Origin of the sequence: Rhizobium sp. SG741 (genome assembly GCF_012275435.1) — a bacterium.
Classification (GTDB): domain Bacteria; phylum Pseudomonadota; class Alphaproteobacteria; order Rhizobiales; family Rhizobiaceae; genus Rhizobium; species Rhizobium lusitanum.
The window spans coordinates 771,592-793,012 of sequence record NZ_JAAZQP010000001.1; the positions used below are offsets into that span (position 1 = coordinate 771,592).

A 21,421-nucleotide genomic window follows, 5' to 3' on the forward strand; every position below is an offset into this window, starting at 1 on the left:
CCACGCCAACGTCCATAACGCTGGAAGTTGGCGTGGAGCTTATGAAGTAGCGGTCGCATTCCAGGTGCGCCTTATATCAGCGCGAGGTTCCGGCTCTCTTCCAGGATCATATCGTGCAGCAGCCTGGCGCTCGGCGGCATGGCGCGCTCGCGGGCGGTGATGAGGCTGTAAGGCTTCACATCGATATCGAAATCGATCGGCAGGATGCAGGATTCGCCGGCCTGCGATGATTGTCCGCAGATGAATTGCGCCATATCGAGCGCTATGGGGGTAATAGCCTCCGTCTTGCAGACTACGGCAAGGGTCAGCAGCAGCGAAGATGTGTTGATGATGTTTTCTGGCAGGGGCACGCCGGCGGCAAGGAAGATGTCCTCCACCTTGCGGCGGAGCAATGTGCCCGGCGGCTGGAAGACCCAATCATAAGCCGCAAGGTCCTCCAGGCTGGCGACGCCCTTTGCAAGCAACGGATGCCCGTTGCGGACCACGAGGCAGGCCTTTTCGATGCCGATCTCATGCGCCGTGAACAGGCGCGGATTGAGATCGTCAGGAATACGGCTGATGATGAAATCGTGACGGGCGGCCAGCAGCTCGCGAGCGAGCACGTTGCTGTTTTCCACCTCGATATTGATCTCGATACCGGGATAGGTGCGCGTGACGCGCTGGATTGCCGGCACAACAAGGCTGATCGCCGGGGCCGTGACGGCGCCGAGGAAAACGGAGCCGCCCTTGCCGGTGCGCAATGCGCCGATCTCCCGGCCCGCCTCACGCAGTTCGAGCAGGATCTTGCGTGCCCGCTTTGCCAATGCAAGGCCGAAGGGCGTCAACACGACGCCGCGGGCGACGCGCTCATAGAGAGGACTTTTGACAATCGACTCCATTTCGGACAGCATGCGCGAAGCCGCAGGTTGTGACATGTTCATAGACTCAGCGGCGGCGGAAATCTGCCCGTGGTCCTCGATCGTGACGATCATGCGCAGGTGATTGAGCTTCAGACCGGCTTTCAGCAGCGTGTCGTCGCGAAAATTGTCGGAATGAATCTCAATGCCATCGCTCAAATAGTCGTTATATATTTTCTCCATGGCGGCCAAATTTCCCATTCGTCGGCAAAAAAGTACTATTTTTTAACATTATACCAAACTTGATATGTGTTTTGCCAGTTATTCTATTTGACAGTTATACGAAATCGTACGAGTTTGCCGATCGTGCGCTGGTTGCAGCTCATAACACGTGAGAGCGTGGAGGAGACCTACTTCGTTTCTCACAATTAGAAGTAAACCATTCCTTCTACGGAACCTGCCGCAGTTTCGGGCGGGCGTTTTTTCGTCCGCCACACTATTAACAAGGGAGAGAGTAATGAAATCCATTATCTCATTGATGACCGGCGTTGCGCTCGGCGTCGCTACGCTGGTCACGCCTGCCTTCGCGGCAGACAAGGGCACCGTCGGCATCGCGATGCCGACCAAAGCTTCGGCTCGCTGGATCGATGACGGCAACAACATCGTCAAGCAGCTTCAGGCTGCCGGCTACGGCACCGACCTGCAGTATGGCGACGACGACATTCCGAACCAGCTCTCGCAGATCGAAAACATGGTTACGAAGGGCGACAAGGTCCTCGTCATTGCTTCGATCGACGGCACCACGCTGTCCGACGTTCTGCAGAAGGCTCATGATGCCGGCATCAAGGTCATTGCCTATGACCGCCTGATCCGCAACAGCGGCAATGTCGACTATTACGCTACCTTCGACAACTTCAAGGTCGGTGTCCTGCAGGCTGGCTCGATCGTCGACGCCCTCGGCCTCAAGGACGGCAAGGGCCCGTTCAACATCGAGCTCTTCGGTGGTTCGCCGGACGACAACAACGCCTTCTTCTTCTATGACGGCGCGATGTCGGTTCTGAAGCCTTACATCGACAGCGGCAAGCTCGTCGTGAAGTCCGGTCAGATGGGGATGGACAAGGTCGGCACGCTGCGTTGGGATCCGGCAACGGCCCAGGCTCGTATGGATAACCTGCTGTCGGCTTACTACACCGATTCGCATGTAGACGCCGTTCTGTCGCCTTATGACGGTCTCTCCATCGGCATCCTGTCTTCGCTCAAGGGCGTTGGCTACGGCACCGGTGGCGTGAAACTGCCTATCGTTACCGGCCAGGACTCCGAAATTCCTTCGGTCAAGTCCATCATCGCTGGCGAGCAGCACTCCACGATCTTCAAGGACACCCGTGACCTCGCAAAGGTCACCGTCGGCATGGTCAACGCTCTGATGGAAGGCAAGACGCCTGAAGTCAACGACACCAAGACCTACGACAACGGTGTCAAGGTTGTTCCGTCCTACCTGCTGACTCCGGTTGCAGTCGACAAGACCAACTATGAGAAGGTTCTCGTCGAGGGCGGTTACTACAAGGCTGATCAGCTGAAGTAATTTTCCGATATACCGGTCAGGGCTTGCGGAAACGCGAGCCCTGACTCTGATATTTAAGACGGTCGCCCGGTCTGCTATGTTGGATCGCGGCGTTGGATATAGACAATGGACAATACCATCCTCGAAATGCGGACAATCACCAAGTCGTTCCCCGGTGTGAACGCCTTGGAAAATGTCAATCTGAAGGTCCGCCAGGGCGAAATTCATGCCCTTGTCGGTGAAAATGGGGCAGGCAAGTCCACCCTGATGAAGGTGCTTTCGGGCGTCTACCCGGCCGGGACCTATGACGGCGACATCTACTATGACGGCGCGGTTCGGCAGTTCAAGACCATCAAGGACTCCGAAGAGATCGGCATCATCATCATCCATCAAGAGCTGGCGCTCGTGCCGTTGCTGTCGATTGCCGAAAACATTTTCCTGGGCAATGAAGTCGTCGCCAATGGCATGATCAATTGGCAGGAAACCTTCACCCGCACCAAAAAGCTCCTTGCCAAGGTAGGTCTCAAGGAATCTCCGAACACGCTCGTGACCGACATCGGCGTCGGCAAGCAGCAGCTCGTCGAGATCGCCAAAGCCCTCTCGAAGAGCGTCAAGCTGCTCATTCTCGATGAGCCAACGGCATCGCTAAACGAAAGCGATTCCGATGCGCTCCTTAATCTCCTGATCGAGTTCCGCAATCAGGGCATCACCTCGATCATCATCACGCACAAGCTCAATGAAGTGCGCAAGGTGGCCGACGAGATCACGGTGCTGCGCGACGGCATGACGGTAAAGACGCTGAACTGTCACGAAGAAGAGATCAGCGAAGATATCATCATCCGCAACATGGTCGGACGCGAGCTGGCCGACCGCTATCCGCCTCGCTCGGTTCCGATTGGTGAGACCATCTTCGAAGTGAAGAACTGGAATGCCTTCCATCAACAGCATCGCGACCGCCAGATCCTGCACGACATCAATGTCCATGTGCGCAAGGGCGAAGTGGTCGGCATCGCTGGCCTGATGGGTGCGGGACGCACCGAATTCGCCATGAGCGTCTTCGGCAGGTCCTATGGCCACAAGGTCAGCGGCGAAGTCTTCCTCGAAGGCAAGCTGGTTGATACCAGCACGGTGCGGAAGGCAATTGATGCCGGTCTTGCCTATGTGACCGAGGACCGCAAGCAACTTGGTCTAGTTCTGTCGAACAGCATTCTCCACAATACGACGCTTGCCAATCTGCTTGGCGTGTCCAAGGCGACCGTCATCGACGATGTGCGGGAGCTGCAGGTGGCGACGAACTATCGCTCCAAGCTGCGCATTCGCTCGGCCGGCGTCTTCCAGGAGGCGGGCAACCTGTCCGGCGGCAACCAGCAGAAGGTGGTGCTGTCGAAGTGGCTGTTCTCCGATCCGGACGTCCTGATACTCGATGAGCCTACGCGCGGCATCGACGTCGGCGCAAAATACGAAATCTATTCCATCATCAACCAGCTTGCCGCCGACGGAAAGGGCGTTCTGATGATCTCATCGGAAATGCCCGAGCTTCTCGGTACTTGCGATCGCATCTACGTCATGAACGAGGGTCGCATCGTCGCTGAACTGCCAAAGGCAGAGGCGAGCCAGGAGAGTATCATGCGCGCTATCATGCGCTCAGGGGAGAAGCATCAATGAGTTCGGCCAACCCAGCCACGGAAAGCAGCCACGTCGTTTCCATCGGCGACCATATCCGCAACAATATTCGCGAATACGGCATGCTGATCGCGCTCGTCGTCATCATGCTGCTGTTCCAGTATCTCACGAACGGCGTTCTGTTCAGGCCGCAAAACCTGACCAACATCGTGCTGCAAAATTCGTTCATCGTCATCATGGCGCTAGGCATGCTGCTGGTCATCGTGGCGGGTCACATCGACTTGTCCGTCGGCTCCGTGGTTGGTTTCGTCGGCGCCGTGGCCGGTGTGCTTGTCGTGCAGATGCATATGAATCTTGCACTTGCGACGGTCATTTGTCTTTTGATGGGTGCCGCGGTCGGTGCCTGGCATGGATATTTCATCGCCTATCACCGTATTCCGTCATTCATCGTGACGCTTTCGGGCATGCTGGTTTTCCGTGGCTTGACCTACACGATCATCAACACGACCGGCAACGGCAGCAGCATCGGTCCGTTTCCGCCGGCATTCCAGATCGTTGCAACCGGCTTTATTCCCGACTTCGCCGATATGGGCGGCATCCACTCCACGTCGATTTTGCTGACTGTCGCCATCCCGATTGTCATGTTCTTCCTGTCGTGGCGTCGCCGCAGCGTGAATGAGCAGCACGGTATCGATGTCGAGCCATTCAGCTTCTTTGTCGGCCAGAATCTGGTGGTTGCAGCTGCGGCCATCTTCATCGGCTACCAGATTTCCTCTTACAGAGGATTGCCGAATGTTCTGATCCTCATGCTGCTGCTGATCGCGCTCTACGCCTTCGCCACGCAGCGCACCACGATCGGCCGTCGCATCTATGCCATGGGCGGCAATGAGAAGGCGACGAAGCTTTCGGGTATCGATACCCGCCGCCTGACGTTCTACACCTTCATCAACATGGGCATTCTTGCCAGCATCGCCGGTATTATCATCGCTACGCGCCTGAACTCGGCAACGGCCAAGGGCGGTGACGGTCTCGAGCTCGACGTGATCGCGGCCTGCTTCATCGGCGGTGCCTCGGCTTCCGGCGGCGTCGGCAAGGTAACGGGTGCCGTCATCGGTGCATTGATCATGGGTGTCTTGAACCAGGGCATGTCGATCCTTGGCTACCAGACGGACTCGCAGAAGATGATCAAGGGCGCCGTCCTGCTCGCTGCCGTGTTCATTGACGTCTACAACAAGAACAAGGGCTGATCGCTTAAGCGACCGGCCGAAACTTTAAAACCAAATCCATGACAGAGTCCGGCTCTCGCTGAGAGCCGGAACGGTAAATTGCATCCGTTCTCTGTCTGATAGGAAAGGATGAAAGATATGCTCATCTCGCAGATCAAGGGTTCGAACGGCGAGATCGTCGTTGCGGTCCGCAACGGGCCGGGCGATGCTGCCAAGGCTGTCGCCAATGCCGGCAGCGTCTACGCACTGGCAATGGAAGCTGCCGATAGCGGCAAGTCGCTTGTCTCCGTCATTGAAGCACATGGCTTCGGCGAGACGATCGATCTGGAAAAAGCCTATGCCGAAGGTCGCTTCCTGGCGCCGATCACCCATCCCGATGCTGCCCACCTGCATCTGACGGGCACCGGCCTGACGCATCTCGGCTCGGCCGCCACCCGCGACTCCATGCACAAGAAGACGACCGAAGCCGCTGAGGAGACGCTGACCGACTCCATGAAGATGTTCAAAATGGGCATCGAGGGCGGCAAGCCGAAAGCCGGCGAGAAGGGCGTGCAGCCGGAATGGTTCTACAAGGGCAATGGCTATGGTGCCGCTGCGCCGGGCGCTGCACTCGTATCTCCGTCCTTCGCGCTTGACGGCGGCGAAGAGCCTGAAATGGCTGGCATCTACATCATCGCCAAGGACGGCACGCCGTTCCGCATCGGCTTTGCGCTCTCGAACGAATTTTCCGATCACGTTACCGAGCGGATCAATTATCTCTATCTTGCCCATTCCAAGCTGCGCCCGGCGAGCTTCGGGCCGGAAATCCGCATCGGTGCAGCGCCGGAGGATATCCGCGGCACGTCGCGCATCAAGCGCGGCGACAAGGTGATCTTCGAAAAGCCCTTCCTTTCGGGGGAGGCGAACATGTCGCACACGTTCGCAAATCTCGAATATCATCACTTCAAGTACGGCCTGTTCCGCACCCCCGGCGATGTGCATGTGCACATGTTCGGCACTGCGACACTCTCCTTTGCCGAGGGCATCAAGCCGGAGGCGGGCGATGTGTTCGAAATCGAAGTCGCCGAATTTGGCCTGCCGCTGCGCAATCCGCTCGCGGTTGCCGCCGAAGAGAATGTGGCTGTTCGCCAGCTGTAAGTCGTCGAGCCTGGCCGCAAAGGATCGGCCGGGCATCTCTAACACGATCCAGGAAGGCATGAAGCCATGACCATTCATCAGAATCTGATCGCCGGCGAGTGGACCGGCACGACCGGCGCCGAAAACATCAATCCGTCAGACACCAACGAGGTCGTCGGCCTCTATGCAAGCGCCAGCGTTCAGGATGTCGCCGATGCCATCGCCGCCGCGAAGGCAGCGTTTCCGGCTTGGTCGCGCTCCGGCATTCTCGAGCGCCACTCCATCCTGAGAAAAACCAGCGACGAGATCCTTGCGCGCAAGGACGAACTCGGCGCGCTGCTTGCCCGAGAGGAAGGCAAGACCTTGCCCGAGGCGATCGGCGAGACGATTCGCGCCGCGCAGATCTTCGATTTCTTTGCCGGCGAGGCGCTGCGTCTTGCAGGCGAGGTGCTTCCCTCCGTACGTCCGAATATCGGCGTCGAGATCACTCGCGAGCCGCTCGGCGTCATCGGCATCATCACACCCTGGAATTTCCCAATCGCCATTCCGGCCTGGAAGATCGCGCCGGCGCTCTGCTACGGCAACACCATCGTCTTCAAGCCGGCCGATCTCGTGCCCGGCTGCTCCTGGGCTATCGTCGATATCCTCCACCGCGCCGGCTTGCCCAAGGGTGTCTTGAATCTCGTCATGGGCAAGGGCTCGGTCGTCGGCCAGGCGATGCTGGATAGCCCGGTTCTCTCCGGCATCACCTTCACCGGTTCGGTCGGCACGGGCAAGCGCGTGGCACTCGCCTCCGTCGAGCACGGCCGCAAGTACCAGCTCGAAATGGGCGGCAAGAACCCGATGGTCGTGCTTGACGATGCGGACCTCACGGTTGCCGTCGAGGCGGCCGCCAACTCCGCCTTCTTCTCGACCGGCCAGCGCTGCACGGCCTCGTCGCGCCTGATCGTCACCGAGGGCATTCACGACAAGTTCGTGGCGGCGCTGACGGAGAAGCTGAAGACGCTGAATGTCGACAACGCCACCAAGGCCGGCACGCATATCGGCCCGGTCGTCGATGCCAAGCAGCTGAAGACCGACACCGACTATATCGAGATCGGCCGCCAAGAAGGCGCCAAGCTCGCCTTCGGCGGCGAGCTTATCAGCCGCGACACGCCCGGCTTCTACTTGCAGCCAACGCTATTTACGGAAGCGACGAACCAGATGCGCATCAGCCGCGAAGAGATCTTCGGGCCGGTCGCCTCGGTTATCCGGGTGAAGGATTACGAGGAAGCGCTTGCCGTTGCCAACGACACGCCATTCGGCCTGTCTTCCGGCATCGCAACGACAAGCCTGAAACATGCAACGCATTTCAAGCGCAATGCCGAAGCCGGCATGGTGATGGTCAACCTGCCGACGGCGGGCGTCGATTTCCATGTGCCGTTCGGCGGCCGCAAGGGCTCGTCCTTCGGTCCGCGCGAACAGGGCAAATATGCCGCCGAGTTCTTCACCACGGTCAAGACCGCCTACACGCTGGCTTGACCGCCGACTTCAAAGCCCGGGCGCGAACGAGGCGGCCCGGGCGACGCAAAAGGTACCAAGACTATGAAGAAAAAAGCTGAATGGCCGCGCCGGCTGCGCTCCTATGACTGGTTCGGCGGCACCGGCAAGAACGCGATCATGCATCGCTCGTGGATGAAGAACCAGGGGCTGCCGGCCGACACCTTCGACGGCCGTCCGATCATCGGCATCTGTAATACCTGGTCGGAGCTGACGCCCTGCAACGCGCACTTACGCGATCTTGCCGAGCGCGTGAAGCGCGGCGTCTATGAAGCCGGTGGCTTCCCGGTCGAATTTCCGGTTTTCTCCGTCGGCGAAAGCACGCTGAGGCCGACGGCGATGATGTTCCGCAACCTCGCGGCCATGGACGTCGAAGAGGCGATCCGCGGCAATCCGGTCGATGGCGTCGTGCTGCTCGGCGGCTGCGACAAGACCACGCCGAGCCTCTTGATGGGTGCGGCTTCCGTCGATATCCCGGTCATCCTCGTTTCCGGCGGGCCGATGCTGAACGGCAAATGGCGCGGCAAGGATGTCGGCTCCGGCACGGCGGTCTGGCAGTTCTCGGAAATGGTCAAGTCCGGCGAGATGTCGCTGGAGGAATTCATGGACGCGGAGCAGGGCATGGCCCGCTCGGCCGGCAGCTGTATGACGATGGGCACGGCCTCGACCATGGCGTCGATGGCCGAAGCGCTCGGCATGACGCTGCCTGGCAATGCCGCCATCCCGGCGGTCGATGCCCGCCGTCGCGTCATTTCGCAGCTTTCGGGCCGTCGCATCGTCGACATGGTCAAGGAGGATCTGAAGCCTTCCGACATCCTGACCAAGGAAGCCTTCGAGAACGCCATCCGCGTCAACGGTGCCGTCGGCGGTTCGACCAATGCGGTGCTGCACCTTCTGGCGCTCGCTGGCCGCATCGGTGTCGACCTGTCGCTCGACGACTGGGATCGCCTGGGCCGCGAAGTGCCGACCATCGTCAACCTGCAGCCCTCGGGCAAGCATCTGATGGAAGAGTTCTACTATGCCGGCGGCCTGCCCGTCGTCATCAAGGCGGTTGGCGACATGGGCCTGCTGCATAAGGACGCCATCACCGTCACCGGCGATACGATCTGGGCCGGCGTCAAGGATGTCGTCAACTACAATGACGATGTCATCGTTCCCAGAGAAAAGGCGCTGACGCAATCGGGCGGTATCGCGGTTCTGCGCGGCAATCTCGCGCCGAAGGGTGCGGTGCTGAAGCCATCAGCCGCTTCGCCGCATCTGATGCAGCACAAGGGCCGCGCCGTGGTCTTCGAAAGCATCGAGGACTACCACGCCCGCATCAACCGCGACGATCTCGACATCGACGAGAATTGCATCATGGTGCTGAAATATTGCGGCCCGAAGGGTTACCCGGGGATGGCCGAAGTCGGCAACATGGGCCTGCCGCCGAAGGTGCTGAAAAAGGGGATCACCGACATGATCCGCATTTCCGATGCGCGCATGTCCGGCACCGCCTACGGCACGGTCATCCTGCACACAGCTCCGGAAGCCGCCGATGGCGGACCTCTGGCGTTGGTTCAGAACGGCGACTTGATATCGGTCGACGTGCCGGCCCGCACGATCCAGCTCGAGGTTTCCGACGAGGAACTGGCCAAGCGCCGCGCCGCCTGGGTCTCTCCGGTCAAGCCACTCACCGGCGGCTACGGCGGCCTCTATGTGAAGACCGTCATGCAGGCCGATACCGGCGCTGACCTGGACTTCCTGGTTGGCGCACGCGGCTCGGAAATCCCGAACAATCGCGACAGTCACTGAGATTGCTGTTTGGAATTTGGGAGGGGCGGGACGCAAGTTCCGCCCCTTTTTGATATGTGGAATATTTCCTGTCGCATAACTTTGAGTTTTGCGACAGGAAATGTCGGGCTTTCAAAAGTGGTGATTTTGTTGCGAAGATTGGGAGTTTCGCAGCGAAAGCATAGCTAGCTAATTTCTTCAGGGATAAAGCCGCCTGTCTGGCGTTTCCACAGGCGGGCAAACAAGCCATCCTGCTCGACCAGTTCGTCCGGCCTACCTTCTTCCAGGACCCGACCCTGGTCGAGCACGACTATCCGATCCATCATGGCAATGGTCGAAAGGCGATGTGCTATGGCAATCACCGTCTTTCCCTCCATCACGAGGTTGAGTTTTTCTTGGATGGCGGCCTCGGATTCGCTGTCGAGGGCGGAGGTCGCCTCGTCGAGCACGAGGATCGGCGCGTCTTTCAGCAAAACGCGGGCGATCGCTACGCGCTGCCGCTGACCACCGGAGAGCTTGATGCCGCGGTCACCGACGAAGGCGTCATAGCCCTTGCGGCCCTCGCCGTCGGCAAGATCGACGATGAAGCCGTCGGCGCTCGCCATCTTCGTGACCCTTTCGATCTCTTCCTGCGTCGCCTCCGGCCGGCCGTAGCGGATATTGTCACCGACGGAACGGTGCAGCAGCGCGACGTCCTGGGCTATCACGCCGATCGAGCGGCGAAGGCTTGCTTGTGTCACCGCCCGGATATCCTGCCCGTCGATCCGGATCGCGCCGTCCTTGATATCGTAGAAGCGCAGAAGCAGGTTTGCGAGCGTCGTCTTGCCAGCTCCGGAAAGGCCAACGAGGCCCACCTTTTCGCCCGGCCGCACCGTCAGCGAAAGGTCGTCGATGACGGGCTTGCCAGATTTGTAGGCGAAACGAACTTGGTCGAAGCGGATTTCGCCGTTCGGGACGACAAGGTCCTGTGCGTCCGACCCGTCGGTGATGGTGGGTGGTGTCGTCATGACCGGCATGGCGTCCTTGATTGTGCCGATCGCCTGGAAGATCTGCTGGCCCATCTGCAGGAATGTAAATGTGTGACCGGAGAAGCGGTTGAGGACATAAACAGCGGCAGTGAACTCGCCGATCGTGACGAAACCATCGACGAGCCCGGTGAAGCCGATCCACAGGATTGCCAGCCAGTGCATCATGTTGAGAATAACGACGATGACCTCCGAGGTGCGATAGATGCGCTGCTCACTTTGCTGCGCTTCGATGGCCTTACCGATGATGCCGCGGATAGCGCCGGCCTCGCTGTCTTCGGCGGCAAATTGTTTCACCATCTGCATATTGGCGTAGACATCAGTGATGGCGCCGGAAATCAGACTGCGGCGCTTGGCGGAGCGGCGCGAGCGCTCGGTGAAGACAGGCGCCAGCCTGACGGCGAGCAGGACGTTGAGCGTGATCCAGACGATGGTCGGCAGGGCGAGCTGCCAGGAGAGCGCGCTCAGGAGAATGACGGAGCCAACCATCTGCATGATAAAGCGCGGGATGGACTGGAATGCTGAGATCACCTGCTGCTGCACGGCTGACGCTACCTGCTGCAGGCGCGAGGCGACCTGGCCGGCATAGAGATCGTGGAAGAACGCGAGGTCCTGCCGCTCCACCGCCCTGTGGCCCTGCCATTGAATGGTGGCCGGCATGCCGATGCCAAGCGTATGCGAGTTCAGCGTATTGACGAGGAAAGAGCCAATCGGGATGCAGGGGAAAAGCATCAGGCCAAGGAGGATCAGCAGCATCCGGTCGTTGTGCAGGAAGGCGACAGCGCCCTGCTGCGTGACGCCGTCGACGATAACAGACAGGCCCCAGACCATCGCCAGACTCATGACCTCAATCACCATGGTGCAGAGGGCGAGCGTGATCAGGATGCCGCGAAACATAGAGATGAAGTGCAGGAGAACGGCGACCGGCCCCTTCGACGGCAACGGCCGATAGGGGATGTCGAGCGGGCGGATCAGGCTTTCGAAGGGGCGGTAGATCGCATCTGAAATCGACATGGCTCGCTCGGGCTCTAAATGGAAAGGAGGGCGAGGACTCAGTTAGAAGGAATAGGATCACCTTCCGGCTGCAATCTCAATTAGAACATCTTAGCAAAGGTCAGGACTTTCGCGACAACTTCAAGTCGCCTTGGGTCGCAAGCCGCCTGGGCCGACGATCTCGCCAGTTCCAGAATGTGCGCTAAATTTGCAATCCCGTTTTCGATTCTGGGCTACTTTGCCCCAGGCGTGGTTCCCTCCCTGCCAGTAGTCGCTGAATATTGGCGCGATGGCGGACTATCACGTAAATGCCGCCTGCGATCACCAGCAATCGATGGGGTAACGGTTGCTCCAAGGCGCAGATGAGGGCGATCGCAGTCAGCGCTGCCAGGATCGAACCAAGAGAAACAATCCGAAAAGCAGCCAGCGCGATGCCAAAAACCATCACAGCACTTAAGCCCACTGGCCAAGATATCGCGAGCAGTACGCCGAGCCCCGACGCAACGGATTTGCCGCCTGTGAAATTCAACCAAATCGAACGGCCATGACCTAACAACACGGCGAGTCCTGCCAGACAGGTAGTCCAAGACACCCAGGTTTGCAGATCGAGCGCTGCCGGTGGCATGACGGAAGGCAACGTATAAAGCCAGGGATAAAACCAGCCGGCAAAGAGGATCGCCCCGGCACCTTTCAGCACATCCATCAGGAGCACCGCCAACGCAGGCCATTTCCCCAGGGTTCGCAATACGTTCGTTGCTCCAGTGGATTTAGAGCCATGCTCTCGGATATCGATGCCCTTCAGCGATTTCCCTGCCAGATAGCCCGTGGGGATGGAACCGAAGAGATAGGCGATCGCCAATCCAACCAGACTCGCCAACCAGAAAATCATGGGATCGACCTCGACGCTCGAATATCAGGCAATCATCATGTAGTCGTCTACCACTTCGACCGCTGTGGGTTGCGAGCCGAGATAGCGTCGCCGCGAAACTCCCAATTGGATCGAGAATTCTGCAACTAAATTTTTCGGTGAATCGCGCGATCTTTGGCTACCGGGATGGAAGTCACGTCAAGGCTTTCTCCGCAAGCCGAACCGCGCCCTATCAGCTCTGGCTTTGGCTCTGCCCCTGGCTCGCGACCGTTACCTTCACCGTGAGGCTTTCGCCCGGCGTGCCCACGCGCATGCCGGAGACGGGGGCGGCGTCGCGGTAGCAGAGGCCGGTGGCGATGCGGACGTAGCGTTCGTCCGGGCAGACGTCGTTGGCAGGGTCGAAGCCGACCCAGCCAAGGCCGGGAATATGCGCTTCGGCCCAGGCGTGGGTGGCGGCTTGTTCGTTCTTGCCTTCCATCATGAGATAGCCGGAAATATAGCGCGCCGGAATGCGCAATGCGCGTGCGGCGGCGATGAAGATATGGGCGTGGTCCTGGCAGACGCCGCTCTTGCTTTCCAGCGCCTGCTCGGCTGTTGTTTCCGTGTCGCTGGTGCCGGGCTTGTATTCCACCGTCTGATGAATTGCGCTCATCAGCGCGTGCATCTTGCCAAGTTCATTGTCTCCGGAGATGCCACGCAGCATCTCCTTCGTCAGCTTGCCGGCCTTGGTGCGCGGCGTGTCCCGCAGGAAGAGCCAGAGCGGACCGAAGCCGCTATGCGGGCCGATAACACCGTTCACGTCCTGCGTTTCGATCTCGCCGGTAGCGACGATCCGGGTCGAATCCTGCTCACCGTCAAGCGAGACGAGCGTTACGCGATTGGCGAACTGGTCATCATATTCGACTTCCGGACGCGCGCCTTCCACCGTGAGCTTCCAGTCATGGACCGTCTGGCCGATGCCGGTCAGCGGCGTCAGCCGCAGGCGCTGCAGCGAGAACTGCGACGGTTCGTCGTAGCGATATTCCGTGATGTGGCTGATCGTCAGTTTCATAATGTCGCCCGCTTACTCATAGAACCGGTAGCCGTCGGAAATCTCGGCGCCGAGCTTGTTGTTGCGCGCGACGAAATCCTCCAGGAATTCATGCAGCCCCTGATCCATGATGTTCTTGATCGTGAGGTTCTGCAGCAACTGACGAATGGCTTCGGCAGTATCGTTTGCAGGCAGCCTCGTCTCGTATTCGGCACTGAGAAAGCTGATGTTACCAACGATCTTCTCATAACAATAGGCGAGCGACCGCGGCATCTGACCGTTCAGGATCAGGAAGTCGGCGATGTTGGCCGGCTTGTATTCGGGATCGTAGGCCCATTTGTAGGCCCGGTGCGCCGAGACGGATCGCAGGATCGATTCCCACTGCGCGTTATCGAGCGAAGAGCCGACATGGGAGACCGACGGCAGCAGGACGTAATATTTTACGTCGAGGATGCGGGCCGTATTGTCGGCGCGTTCGATGAAGGTGCCCATGCGGGCGAAGTTATAGAGCTCGTTGCGCAGCATCGAACCGTGGAAGGCACCGCGGATCAATCCGGCACGGCGCTTGATGACGTCGATCGTCTCCGGCAGTTCGGCTGTTTTCAGCCGCTTGCCGAGCAAGGCCTTAAGCTCGATCCAGCATTCGTTGGTCGCTTCCCAGGTGTCGCGGGTCAGCGCCGTGCGCACCATGCGGGCATTGTTGCGGCCATATTCGATACAGGACATGACGCTCGACGGATTGGAGCGGTCGCGCATCAGGTAGTCGATCGCGTCGGCGCCCGTGAGTTTGCTGTGCACTTCGTCATAGGCTTCGCGCACGCCGGCGCTTTGCAGGACGCCGTCCCAATCGTCTTCCACTGCGCCGCTGCGCGTCAGCGACATGCGCTGGCCGGCATCGACGAGGCGGGCTATGTTTTCGGCTCGCTCGATGTAACGGAACATCCAGTAGAGGCCATTCGCGGTTCTTCCAAGCATGTCCGTTTCAGTCCTCCAGAACCCAGGTATCTTTGGTGCCGCCGCCCTGGCTGGAATTGACCACCAGCGAGCCTTCCTTCAGCGCCACGCGGGTCAGGCCGCCGGGAATGATCCGCACCTTGTCGGAAACGAGAACATAGGGGCGCAGATCCACATGGCGGGGCGCGATGCCTTTATTGACCAGGATCGGCACCGTCGACAGGGAAAGGGTCGGCTGGGCGATGTAATTGTTCGGCCTGCTCTTCAGCTTCTCGGCGAATTCCGTCCGCTCCTTCTTCGAGGCGGTCGGTCCCACAAGCATGCCGTAGCCGCCGGAGCCGTGCACTTCCTTGACGACGAGGTCGGCCAGATTGTCCAGCACGTATTGCAGGCTGTCGGGCTCCGAACAGCGCCAGGTCGGCACGTTTTCGAGGATCGGCTTGCGGCCGGTGTAGAATTCGACGATCTCCGGCATGTAGGAATAGATTGCCTTGTCGTCGGAAATACCCGTGCCAGGCGCATTGGCGATGGTGATGCCTCCGGCGCGATAGACATCCATGATGCCGGGAATGCCGAGGGCGGATTCCGGACGGAAGGTGAGGGGATCGAGGAAATCGTCGTCGACGCGGCGGTAGAGCACGTCGATGGCTTCATAGCCTCGCGTGGTGCGCATCTTCACCTTGCCGTCGATGATGCGCAGATCCGAGCCTTCGACCAGCTCCACGCCCATCATGTCGGCCAAAAAGGAGTGCTCGTAGTAGGCCGAATTGTAGATGCCGGGCGTCAGCACGGCGACGCGGGGCTTGCCCTTGCAGCCGGGAGGAGCGAGCGAGGCGAGGCTCTGGCGCAGCAGCAGCGGATAGTCCTCGACGCGCTGCACCTTGTTCTGGTGAAACAGCTCTGGGAACATCTGCATCATCGTTTCGCGGTTTTCCAGCATGTAGCTGACGCCGGACGGCGTGCGGGCATTGTCCTCAAGCACGTAGAACTGGTCTTCGCCCGTGCGCACGATGTCCGTGCCGACGATATGCGTGTAGACGCCGCCCGGCGGGCGAAAGCCGATCATCTCGGGCAGGAAGGCGTCGTTCTTCTCGATCAGCTCGCGCGGGATGCGCCCGGCGCGGATGATTTCCTGCTTGTGATAGATGTCATGGAGGAAAGCGTTGAGGGCGATGACCCGCTGTTCGATGCCCTGGGCGAGCTTGCGCCATTCGCGACCGGAGATGATGCGGGGGATGATATCGAAGGGGATGAGCTTTTCCGAGGAGTCTGCGTGTCCGTAGACTGCGAAGGTAATTCCCGTCTTTCGGAATATGTTTTCCGCATCTCGGGATTTGGCAATGAGATGGCCTCTGTCCTGGCCGGAGTACCATTCGAAGTATTTTTGGTAAGGTTCGCGCGGACTTTCATCCGCAGTAATCATTTCATCAAATGCCAAAGGTGCGGTCCCCGTGTTTTTACCCATTTGAATACAACGGTTTTTACAATGCAAGAAGTATGCGCAGTTACCGATACAAATTTCGCAGCGCGGAAAAATGCCGGATTTGCGGGCATTTAAGGGTGGCGCGGCCGTTATTCGTCGAACCTTGTCGCAGGACTCAGATCAAAATTTGAGCATCTGCTTCATTCGAAGACTGAACGCCTAGGTGGCAGATGAGGTTTCCTAAGCCTGGGCGATCGTGAGCGCGGGGTGAAGAAAAATTGATGGCTGCTTTCAGCAGATGGATTTTGACGGTTCCGCCGCCATCGTCTATCAGCCTTTAGCTCCCCGCGCGACACTCCGAATTCGACTCCGATTCCGGCTTCAGCGCATCAAACGCACATCGGTCAGCCTTCCATGTCCCTCGATAAATTCGCGCCGGCGATCTTCGTCGTTCTCTGGTCCACCGGCTGGATCGTTGCCAAATACGCCTCGCTGCATTCAGGTCCGTTCACCTTTCTGATGATCCGCTACAGCCTGTCGGCGCTTGCCTTCGTGCTGCTCTGTTCGGTTACCGGCGCCCGGTGGCCGCGCGATTGGTCGAGCGTGTTTCGGGCTGTTTATTCCGGTATCTTCCTGCACGGCATCTATCTCGGCGGCCTCTGGTGGGCGATCGCCCAGGGTGTGCCGGCCGGCGTGGCCGGCATCATCGCGGCCCTGCAGCCATTGATGACGGCCATGGCGGCGCCGTTTCTCGTCGGCGAGCGCCTGCAGCCTGTCCAGCGCCTTGGCCTGCTGCTCGGGTTTATCGGTATTGCGATCGCCATCTCGCCGAAGCTGCTGACGCCGGAGACGGCCAATCTCTGGCAGGCAGTGATTCCGCTTGCTGTCAATCTACTGGCGATGGCATCGGTGACCTACGGCACCCTTTACCAGAAACGCTATCTGCAGACCGGCGATCTTCGCACCATTGCAACGTTGCAATATGTCGGCGCTTTGATCGTCACCGTGCCGCTGGCCTTCATATTCGAGGGCCTGCATTTTGACGGCACGCAGACGGCGATCCTGTCTCTTCTCTGGTCGGTCTTCGGTCTGTCGATGGGCGGGGTCGGCCTGCTGCTTTATCTCATCCGCCGAGGCCAGGTCTCGCGCGCCGCATCGCTGATCTATCTGATGCCGCCGGCAGTCGCCATCGAAGCGGCGATCGCCTTCGGCGAGCCGCTGACCCTGCCGATCATCATCGGTACGGCCGTCGTGGTGATCGGCGTCTACCTGACCAACCGGCGTACAGCGGATGTTGTGCCGGAATAGGCATCATAGGTTATAAAAAAGGGGGCCGATCGACCCCCTTTGTATTCGCTCAAGCGCGTTCGCGGCGCTGGCCGCCGTTGCCGGGGCCGCGGCGCTTCATGCCGCCGTCCTTGCGCTGTTCGCCCTGAGCGTTCTGGCCACGATCGTCGTGGCGACCCGTGGGGCGGCCGTGCGCGTGGCGGGGACCGCGATGGGCGCCGGCTTCGTGGGCTGCGCCATTGGCATTTGCGTGGCCATTGTGCTGCGGCTTCTTGGCCGGACGAAAATCGGACGTCGACGTGAGATCATTGTCCACTTCCGGGCGCGGCGTGCGCTCGTCGCGACGTTGGCCGCGGAAGTCGGCATTGCGATTGTTTTCGCGCTGCGGACGACGTTCCTGACGCTCGCCGTTATGGGCGCGGGCTTCGCCGGCTTCGCCCTCGCGATGAGGACGGCGAGCCGGACGTGCGGGACGGCCTTCGGGACGTCCCTGACCCGCACCACCACGACCTTGGCCTGGGGCCTGACCGCCACGACCGCCTGCGCGGTTGTTGGCGCGAACCGGGCGGCCGCGATCGGCCGGAGCCTCGCCGCTGGCAACGGCGATATCGATGGCCATCAGGCGTTCGATGTCGCGCAGCAGGCGGATTTCATCCGGAGCGCAGAAGGCGATGGCGATGCCGTCGCGACCGGCGCGCGCCGTGCGGCCGATGCGGTGGACGTAGGCGTCAGGCACTTCCGGCAGATCGTAGTTGTAGACATGCGTGACGCCGGGGATGTCGATGCCGCGGGCAGCGACGTCGGTGGCGACGAGAACGCGGACTTCGCCGTCACGGAAGCCCTTGAGGGCGCGCTCGCGCTGACCCTGGCTCTTGTTGCCGTGGATGGAGGCGGCGGCAAAGCCGACATGTTCGAGATGCTTCATCAGCTTCTCGGCGCCATGCTTGGTGCGCAGGAAGACCATGGCGCGGCCATCCGGATTGGCGGAAATCGTTTCCTTGAGGATCTCGGTCTTATGGTTCTGACCAGAAACGAAGTGGACATACTGCTCCACCTTGTCGGCGGCCTTGCCGGGAGGCGAGACTGCGACCGTGACCGGATTGGTCAGGTATTCGGAAGCGAGATCGGCGATCGCCTTCGGCATGGTGGCCGAGAACAGCATGGTCTGGCGCTTGGCCGGGACCATCTTGGAGATCTTGCGCAGGTCGTGAATGAAGCCGAGGTCGAGCATCTGGTCGGCTTCGTCAAGGACGAGGTAGCTGACCTGGCCGAGCGACAGTGCGCGGCGGCTGATGAGGTCGAGCAGGCGGCCGGGGGTGGCGACGAGAATATCGGTGCCGCGCTCGAGCTGGAGCTGCTGCTTGTTGATGGAGGCGCCACCGACGACGACGTTGATCCTGAGCGCCGTCTTGCGGACGAAGAGCTTCAGGTTGTCGGCGATCTGGTTCACCAGTTCGCGGGTGGGGGCGAGGATCAGGGTGCGGACGGTGCGGTTGTCGGGGCGCTTGGCGTCCTTCAACAGCATTTCGATGATCGGCAGGCCGAAGGCGGCAGTCTTGCCGGTGCCAGTCTGGGCGAGGCCGATGAGATCGCGGCCCTGGAGAACAAGCGGGATAGCCTGAGCCTGGATTGGCGTCGGCGTCGTGAAATTGTTCTGCGACAGCGTATCGACGATCTGCTTGGAGAGACCAAGCGAGTTAAAATCGGTCAATTCAGTACCTTTCGGGGCGCCAAAGCAAATAGGCCGGATCGCACCATGCGGTCCGGTCTGTCTCTGGCGTCAAGAACCCCGCGTGAAGTGGGAACTTGTAAGTTGGAAAAAGCTTTCCAGCGCATCTGACCGCCTTGGGCGCGGTCTCGTTATCTAAAGCGCTTTTGTCCTTCTCTTGCGTACGTCTAAGTCCCGCAGGGCACGCTCACGCGGCGGCCGGAAGGTGAAAGCTGAGCGGCATTTGGTCTTATTCCCGGCCAAAGTCAAGAGGGCGCCGGAAGCTTTCCTTCATGGACATATAAATACCGCCGGAAATCCGGCGGTATCTTCGGCTCTGGAATTCTGATAGGCGCATTCTTGGCGCGGTGGCGTTTCAAGCCTCAACGGCAGACCTCGACACGGTAGGCACGGCCCCAGCCATCGTGACGCCATGCCCAATAGCAGCTCGGATAGGGGCGCACATAGACCCGTTCATAGGCTGGGCCTTCGTAATAGGCGGGATATTGAGAATAGTAGGCGGGATAGGCCGGGTATGCCGGTCGTACCGCTTCGGCCGCCAGAGCGCCGCCGACGACACCGGCGGCAAGGCCGCCGAAGAATGCGCCGCGATCGGAGGCGCTGGCATTGGTGGCGGTTACGGCGGCAGCGCTGCCGAGCGTCAGCGCGATCATGCCGGCCGTGGTTAAAGTGCGAAGCAAAGACATCGAAATCCCTTTCCCAAAAAAGAGGCCTCCAAGCCGAAGCCGAGCTTGACGGTGCGCGGGAAACGGGGCGAAGTCGCGGCTAAAAAGACGGCCGCGACATTAAATTTTGTTCATGATGGAATAGGTAAACCTATTGATTTCCCTTTAGAAATCTGTGGGAACGCCGCCTTCTTGCTTGCGCCTGGCCACGAAGGCGTCGAGCTCTTCCTCGATTGCCGGATCAAGCGGGGGACGCTCATAGCGGGCGAGCGTTTCCTTGAAGACGCGGTTGGCATGATCGTAGGTTGTCGGCCTCCCGGCTTCGGTCCAGGTTTCATAATTTCGCCAGTCCGAGAGGATTGGGGAATAGAAGGCGGTCTCATAGCGGGCAAGCGTGTGCGCTGTACCGAAATAGTGTCCGCCGGGGCCGACGTCGCGCACGGCGTCGAGCGCCAGGGCATCGCTGCTGACATCCAGCGGCGTCAGGAATTCGGCGACCATCTGCAGCATATCGACATCGAGGATGAATTTCTCGAAGGAAGCCGTCAGGCCACCTTCGCTCCACCCGGCGGCATGCAGCACGAAATTGCCGCCGCCCTGGGTCAGGGCCCAGAGAGAAAGCGCCGATTCGTAGGCCGCTTGGGCGTCGAGCGTGTTGGAAGCGTTGGTGTTCGAGGTTCGGTAGGGGATGCCATAGCGGCGGGCGAGCTGGCCGCCGCAGATGACAGCCTTCATGTATTCCGGCGTTCCGAAAGCAGGCGCGCCCGTCTTCATGTCGACGTTCGAGGTGAAGCCGCCGTACATGACCGGCGCGCCTTTGCGTACCATCTGGGTGAAGGCGATGCCGCACAGTGCCTCGGCATTCTGCTGCACCAGCGCGCCGGCAATCGTCACCGGCGCCATCGCACCCGCCAAGGTAAACGGCGTGACGACCACCACCTGTCCGCGCGACGACATTTCGATGATGCCCTGCAGCATCGGCCCGTCAAGGCGCAGCGGCGAGGAGGAGTTGATGATGGTGAAAAGCGACGGCTCGCGCTCCATCTGCTCCATGCTGATGCCGCGTCCGATGCGGGCGATCTCGATCGCGTCGAGATTGCGCTGCTTGCCGAGCGAATAGCAGTGGAAGGCCTTGTCGGTGAGCTTCACGATGTCGGACAGGCAGTCGAGATGGCGCACCGATGGATGGATATCGATGGGCTCGACCGGATAGCCGCCGGTCATGTGGATGATGTCGAAGGACTGGGCAAGCTTGATCAGCTTGCGGAAGTCTTCCTGATTGCCGGCTCTCCTGCCACCTTCGCGATCGGCGACGAAGGGAGCCGAGGCGACCTGGGCGAAGACGAGGTTGCGGCCGCCGATCTCGACGTTTCTAAGGGGATTGCGGGCATGGAGGGTAAAGGTCGAGGGCGCGGAGGCGATCAGCTCAAGGATCAGGTTGCGGTCGAAGCGGACGCGCTCCTTGCCCGGCGTGACGTCGGCACCGGCTGCCTTCATGCGGTCGCGCGCTTCCGGCAGGATGATATCCATGCCGATCTCTTCGAGGATGGTCAGCGATGCCTCGTGAATGTCGTCCAGGGTTTCGGGCGACAGAAGCTCCGTGCGGGCGAGATTGTTGACGAGATTGAGATACTTCGCGCCGCTCGGCTTGCGGCTGCGTTCGCCGCCGCGCCCGCCTGTCCGTCTTCGCCGTTCGACTGGAGCCGCCGCGGTCTCCGATTCGTTCAGGGCCAGGCTATCTTCGTCGCTCATAGTGCTCGCTCCCAATTGTCCGCC

Annotated in this window: 16 protein-coding genes; 7 read left to right on the forward strand and 9 right to left on the reverse strand. The window is 60.2% G+C overall.

Annotated features, from left to right (window positions below; translation table 11 throughout):
- Positions 1-71: 71 nt before the first annotated feature.
- Positions 72-1,079, reverse strand: coding sequence for a LysR family transcriptional regulator (locus FHT29_RS04005; protein ID WP_037194984.1), 1,008 nt, complete (start codon positions 1,077-1,079; stop codon positions 72-74).
- A 274-nt stretch (positions 1,080-1,353) separates the two neighbouring features.
- On the opposite strand from FHT29_RS04005, the gene chvE reads away from it, so the two are divergent.
- The 6 genes from chvE (at position 1,354) to araD (ending at position 9,692) form a co-directional block, all read left to right on the forward strand.
- Positions 1,354-2,418 carry a multiple monosaccharide ABC transporter substrate-binding protein gene (chvE, locus tag FHT29_RS04010; protein ID WP_047562528.1) on the forward strand — a complete coding sequence of 355 codons (1,065 nt, stop codon included), beginning with the start codon at positions 1,354-1,356 and terminating at the stop codon, positions 2,416-2,418.
- 105 nt (positions 2,419-2,523) lie between these two features.
- Positions 2,524-4,062, forward strand: coding sequence for a multiple monosaccharide ABC transporter ATP-binding protein (gene mmsA / locus FHT29_RS04015; protein ID WP_047638707.1), 1,539 nt, complete (start codon positions 2,524-2,526; stop codon positions 4,060-4,062).
- The gene (mmsB, locus tag FHT29_RS04020; RefSeq protein ID WP_092575856.1) at positions 4,059-5,267 is read left to right on the forward strand and encodes a multiple monosaccharide ABC transporter permease; all 1,209 of its coding nucleotides are present in this window, start codon (positions 4,059-4,061) and stop codon (positions 5,265-5,267) included. The genes mmsA and mmsB overlap by 4 nt, the downstream gene beginning before the upstream one ends.
- 117 nt (positions 5,268-5,384) lie before the next feature.
- On the forward strand, positions 5,385-6,383 hold the full coding sequence (araD1, locus tag FHT29_RS04025) for an AraD1 family protein (RefSeq protein ID WP_037195415.1): 999 nt from the start codon (positions 5,385-5,387) through the stop codon (positions 6,381-6,383).
- Positions 6,384-6,449: 66 nt separating this feature from the next.
- Positions 6,450-7,883 carry an aldehyde dehydrogenase family protein gene (locus FHT29_RS04030; protein WP_168599219.1) on the forward strand — a complete coding sequence of 478 codons (1,434 nt, stop codon included), beginning with the start codon at positions 6,450-6,452 and terminating at the stop codon, positions 7,881-7,883.
- A 63-nt stretch (positions 7,884-7,946) separates the two neighbouring features.
- Positions 7,947-9,692 carry an L-arabinonate dehydratase gene (gene araD, locus FHT29_RS04035; RefSeq protein ID WP_047562535.1) on the forward strand — a complete coding sequence of 582 codons (1,746 nt, stop codon included), beginning with the start codon at positions 7,947-7,949 and terminating at the stop codon, positions 9,690-9,692.
- 164 nt (positions 9,693-9,856) lie between these two features.
- Here araD and FHT29_RS04040 read toward each other — a convergent pair whose 3' ends face one another.
- From FHT29_RS04040 to FHT29_RS04060, 5 genes are all read right to left on the reverse strand, one after another.
- Positions 9,857-11,710 carry an ABC transporter ATP-binding protein gene (locus tag FHT29_RS04040; protein ID WP_168599220.1) on the reverse strand — a complete coding sequence of 618 codons (1,854 nt, stop codon included), beginning with the start codon at positions 11,708-11,710 and terminating at the stop codon, positions 9,857-9,859.
- Positions 11,711-11,891: 181 nt separating this feature from the next.
- A complete protein-coding gene (gene plsY, locus FHT29_RS04045) occupies positions 11,892-12,578 on the reverse strand; it encodes a glycerol-3-phosphate 1-O-acyltransferase PlsY (protein ID WP_168599221.1) in 687 nt (228 codons plus the stop codon).
- A gap of 211 nt (positions 12,579-12,789) precedes the next feature.
- On the reverse strand, positions 12,790-13,608 hold the full coding sequence (locus tag FHT29_RS04050) for a transglutaminase family protein (protein ID WP_037194967.1): 819 nt from the start codon (positions 13,606-13,608) through the stop codon (positions 12,790-12,792).
- Positions 13,609-13,620: 12 nt separating this feature from the next.
- Entirely contained in the window at positions 13,621-14,562 is a 942-nt protein-coding gene (locus FHT29_RS04055) for an alpha-E domain-containing protein (RefSeq protein ID WP_037194965.1), read from the reverse strand.
- Between the two features lie 7 nt (positions 14,563-14,569).
- Positions 14,570-15,979: a circularly permuted type 2 ATP-grasp protein gene (locus FHT29_RS04060; RefSeq protein ID WP_047562550.1), complete on the reverse strand. Its 1,410-nt coding sequence runs from the start codon at positions 15,977-15,979 to the stop codon at positions 14,570-14,572.
- Between the two features lie 399 nt (positions 15,980-16,378).
- Between FHT29_RS04060 and FHT29_RS04065 the strand changes: the two genes are divergently transcribed.
- Positions 16,379-17,272 carry a DMT family transporter gene (locus FHT29_RS04065; protein WP_168599222.1) on the forward strand — a complete coding sequence of 298 codons (894 nt, stop codon included), beginning with the start codon at positions 16,379-16,381 and terminating at the stop codon, positions 17,270-17,272.
- Positions 17,273-17,321: 49 nt separating this feature from the next.
- Here the strand turns inward: FHT29_RS04065 and FHT29_RS04070 are convergent, their stop codons facing one another.
- The 3 genes from FHT29_RS04070 to FHT29_RS04080 form a co-directional block, all read right to left on the reverse strand.
- Complete coding sequence (locus FHT29_RS04070; protein WP_047562555.1) at positions 17,322-18,962, reverse strand: DEAD/DEAH box helicase; 1,641 nt, start codon at positions 18,960-18,962, stop codon at positions 17,322-17,324.
- A 380-nt stretch (positions 18,963-19,342) separates the two neighbouring features.
- On the reverse strand, positions 19,343-19,666 hold the full coding sequence (locus FHT29_RS04075) for a hypothetical protein (RefSeq protein WP_168599223.1): 324 nt from the start codon (positions 19,664-19,666) through the stop codon (positions 19,343-19,345).
- A 144-nt stretch (positions 19,667-19,810) separates the two neighbouring features.
- The gene (locus tag FHT29_RS04080; protein WP_168599224.1) at positions 19,811-21,397 is read right to left on the reverse strand and encodes a trimethylamine methyltransferase family protein; all 1,587 of its coding nucleotides are present in this window, start codon (positions 21,395-21,397) and stop codon (positions 19,811-19,813) included.
- Positions 21,398-21,421 lie beyond the last annotated feature (24 nt).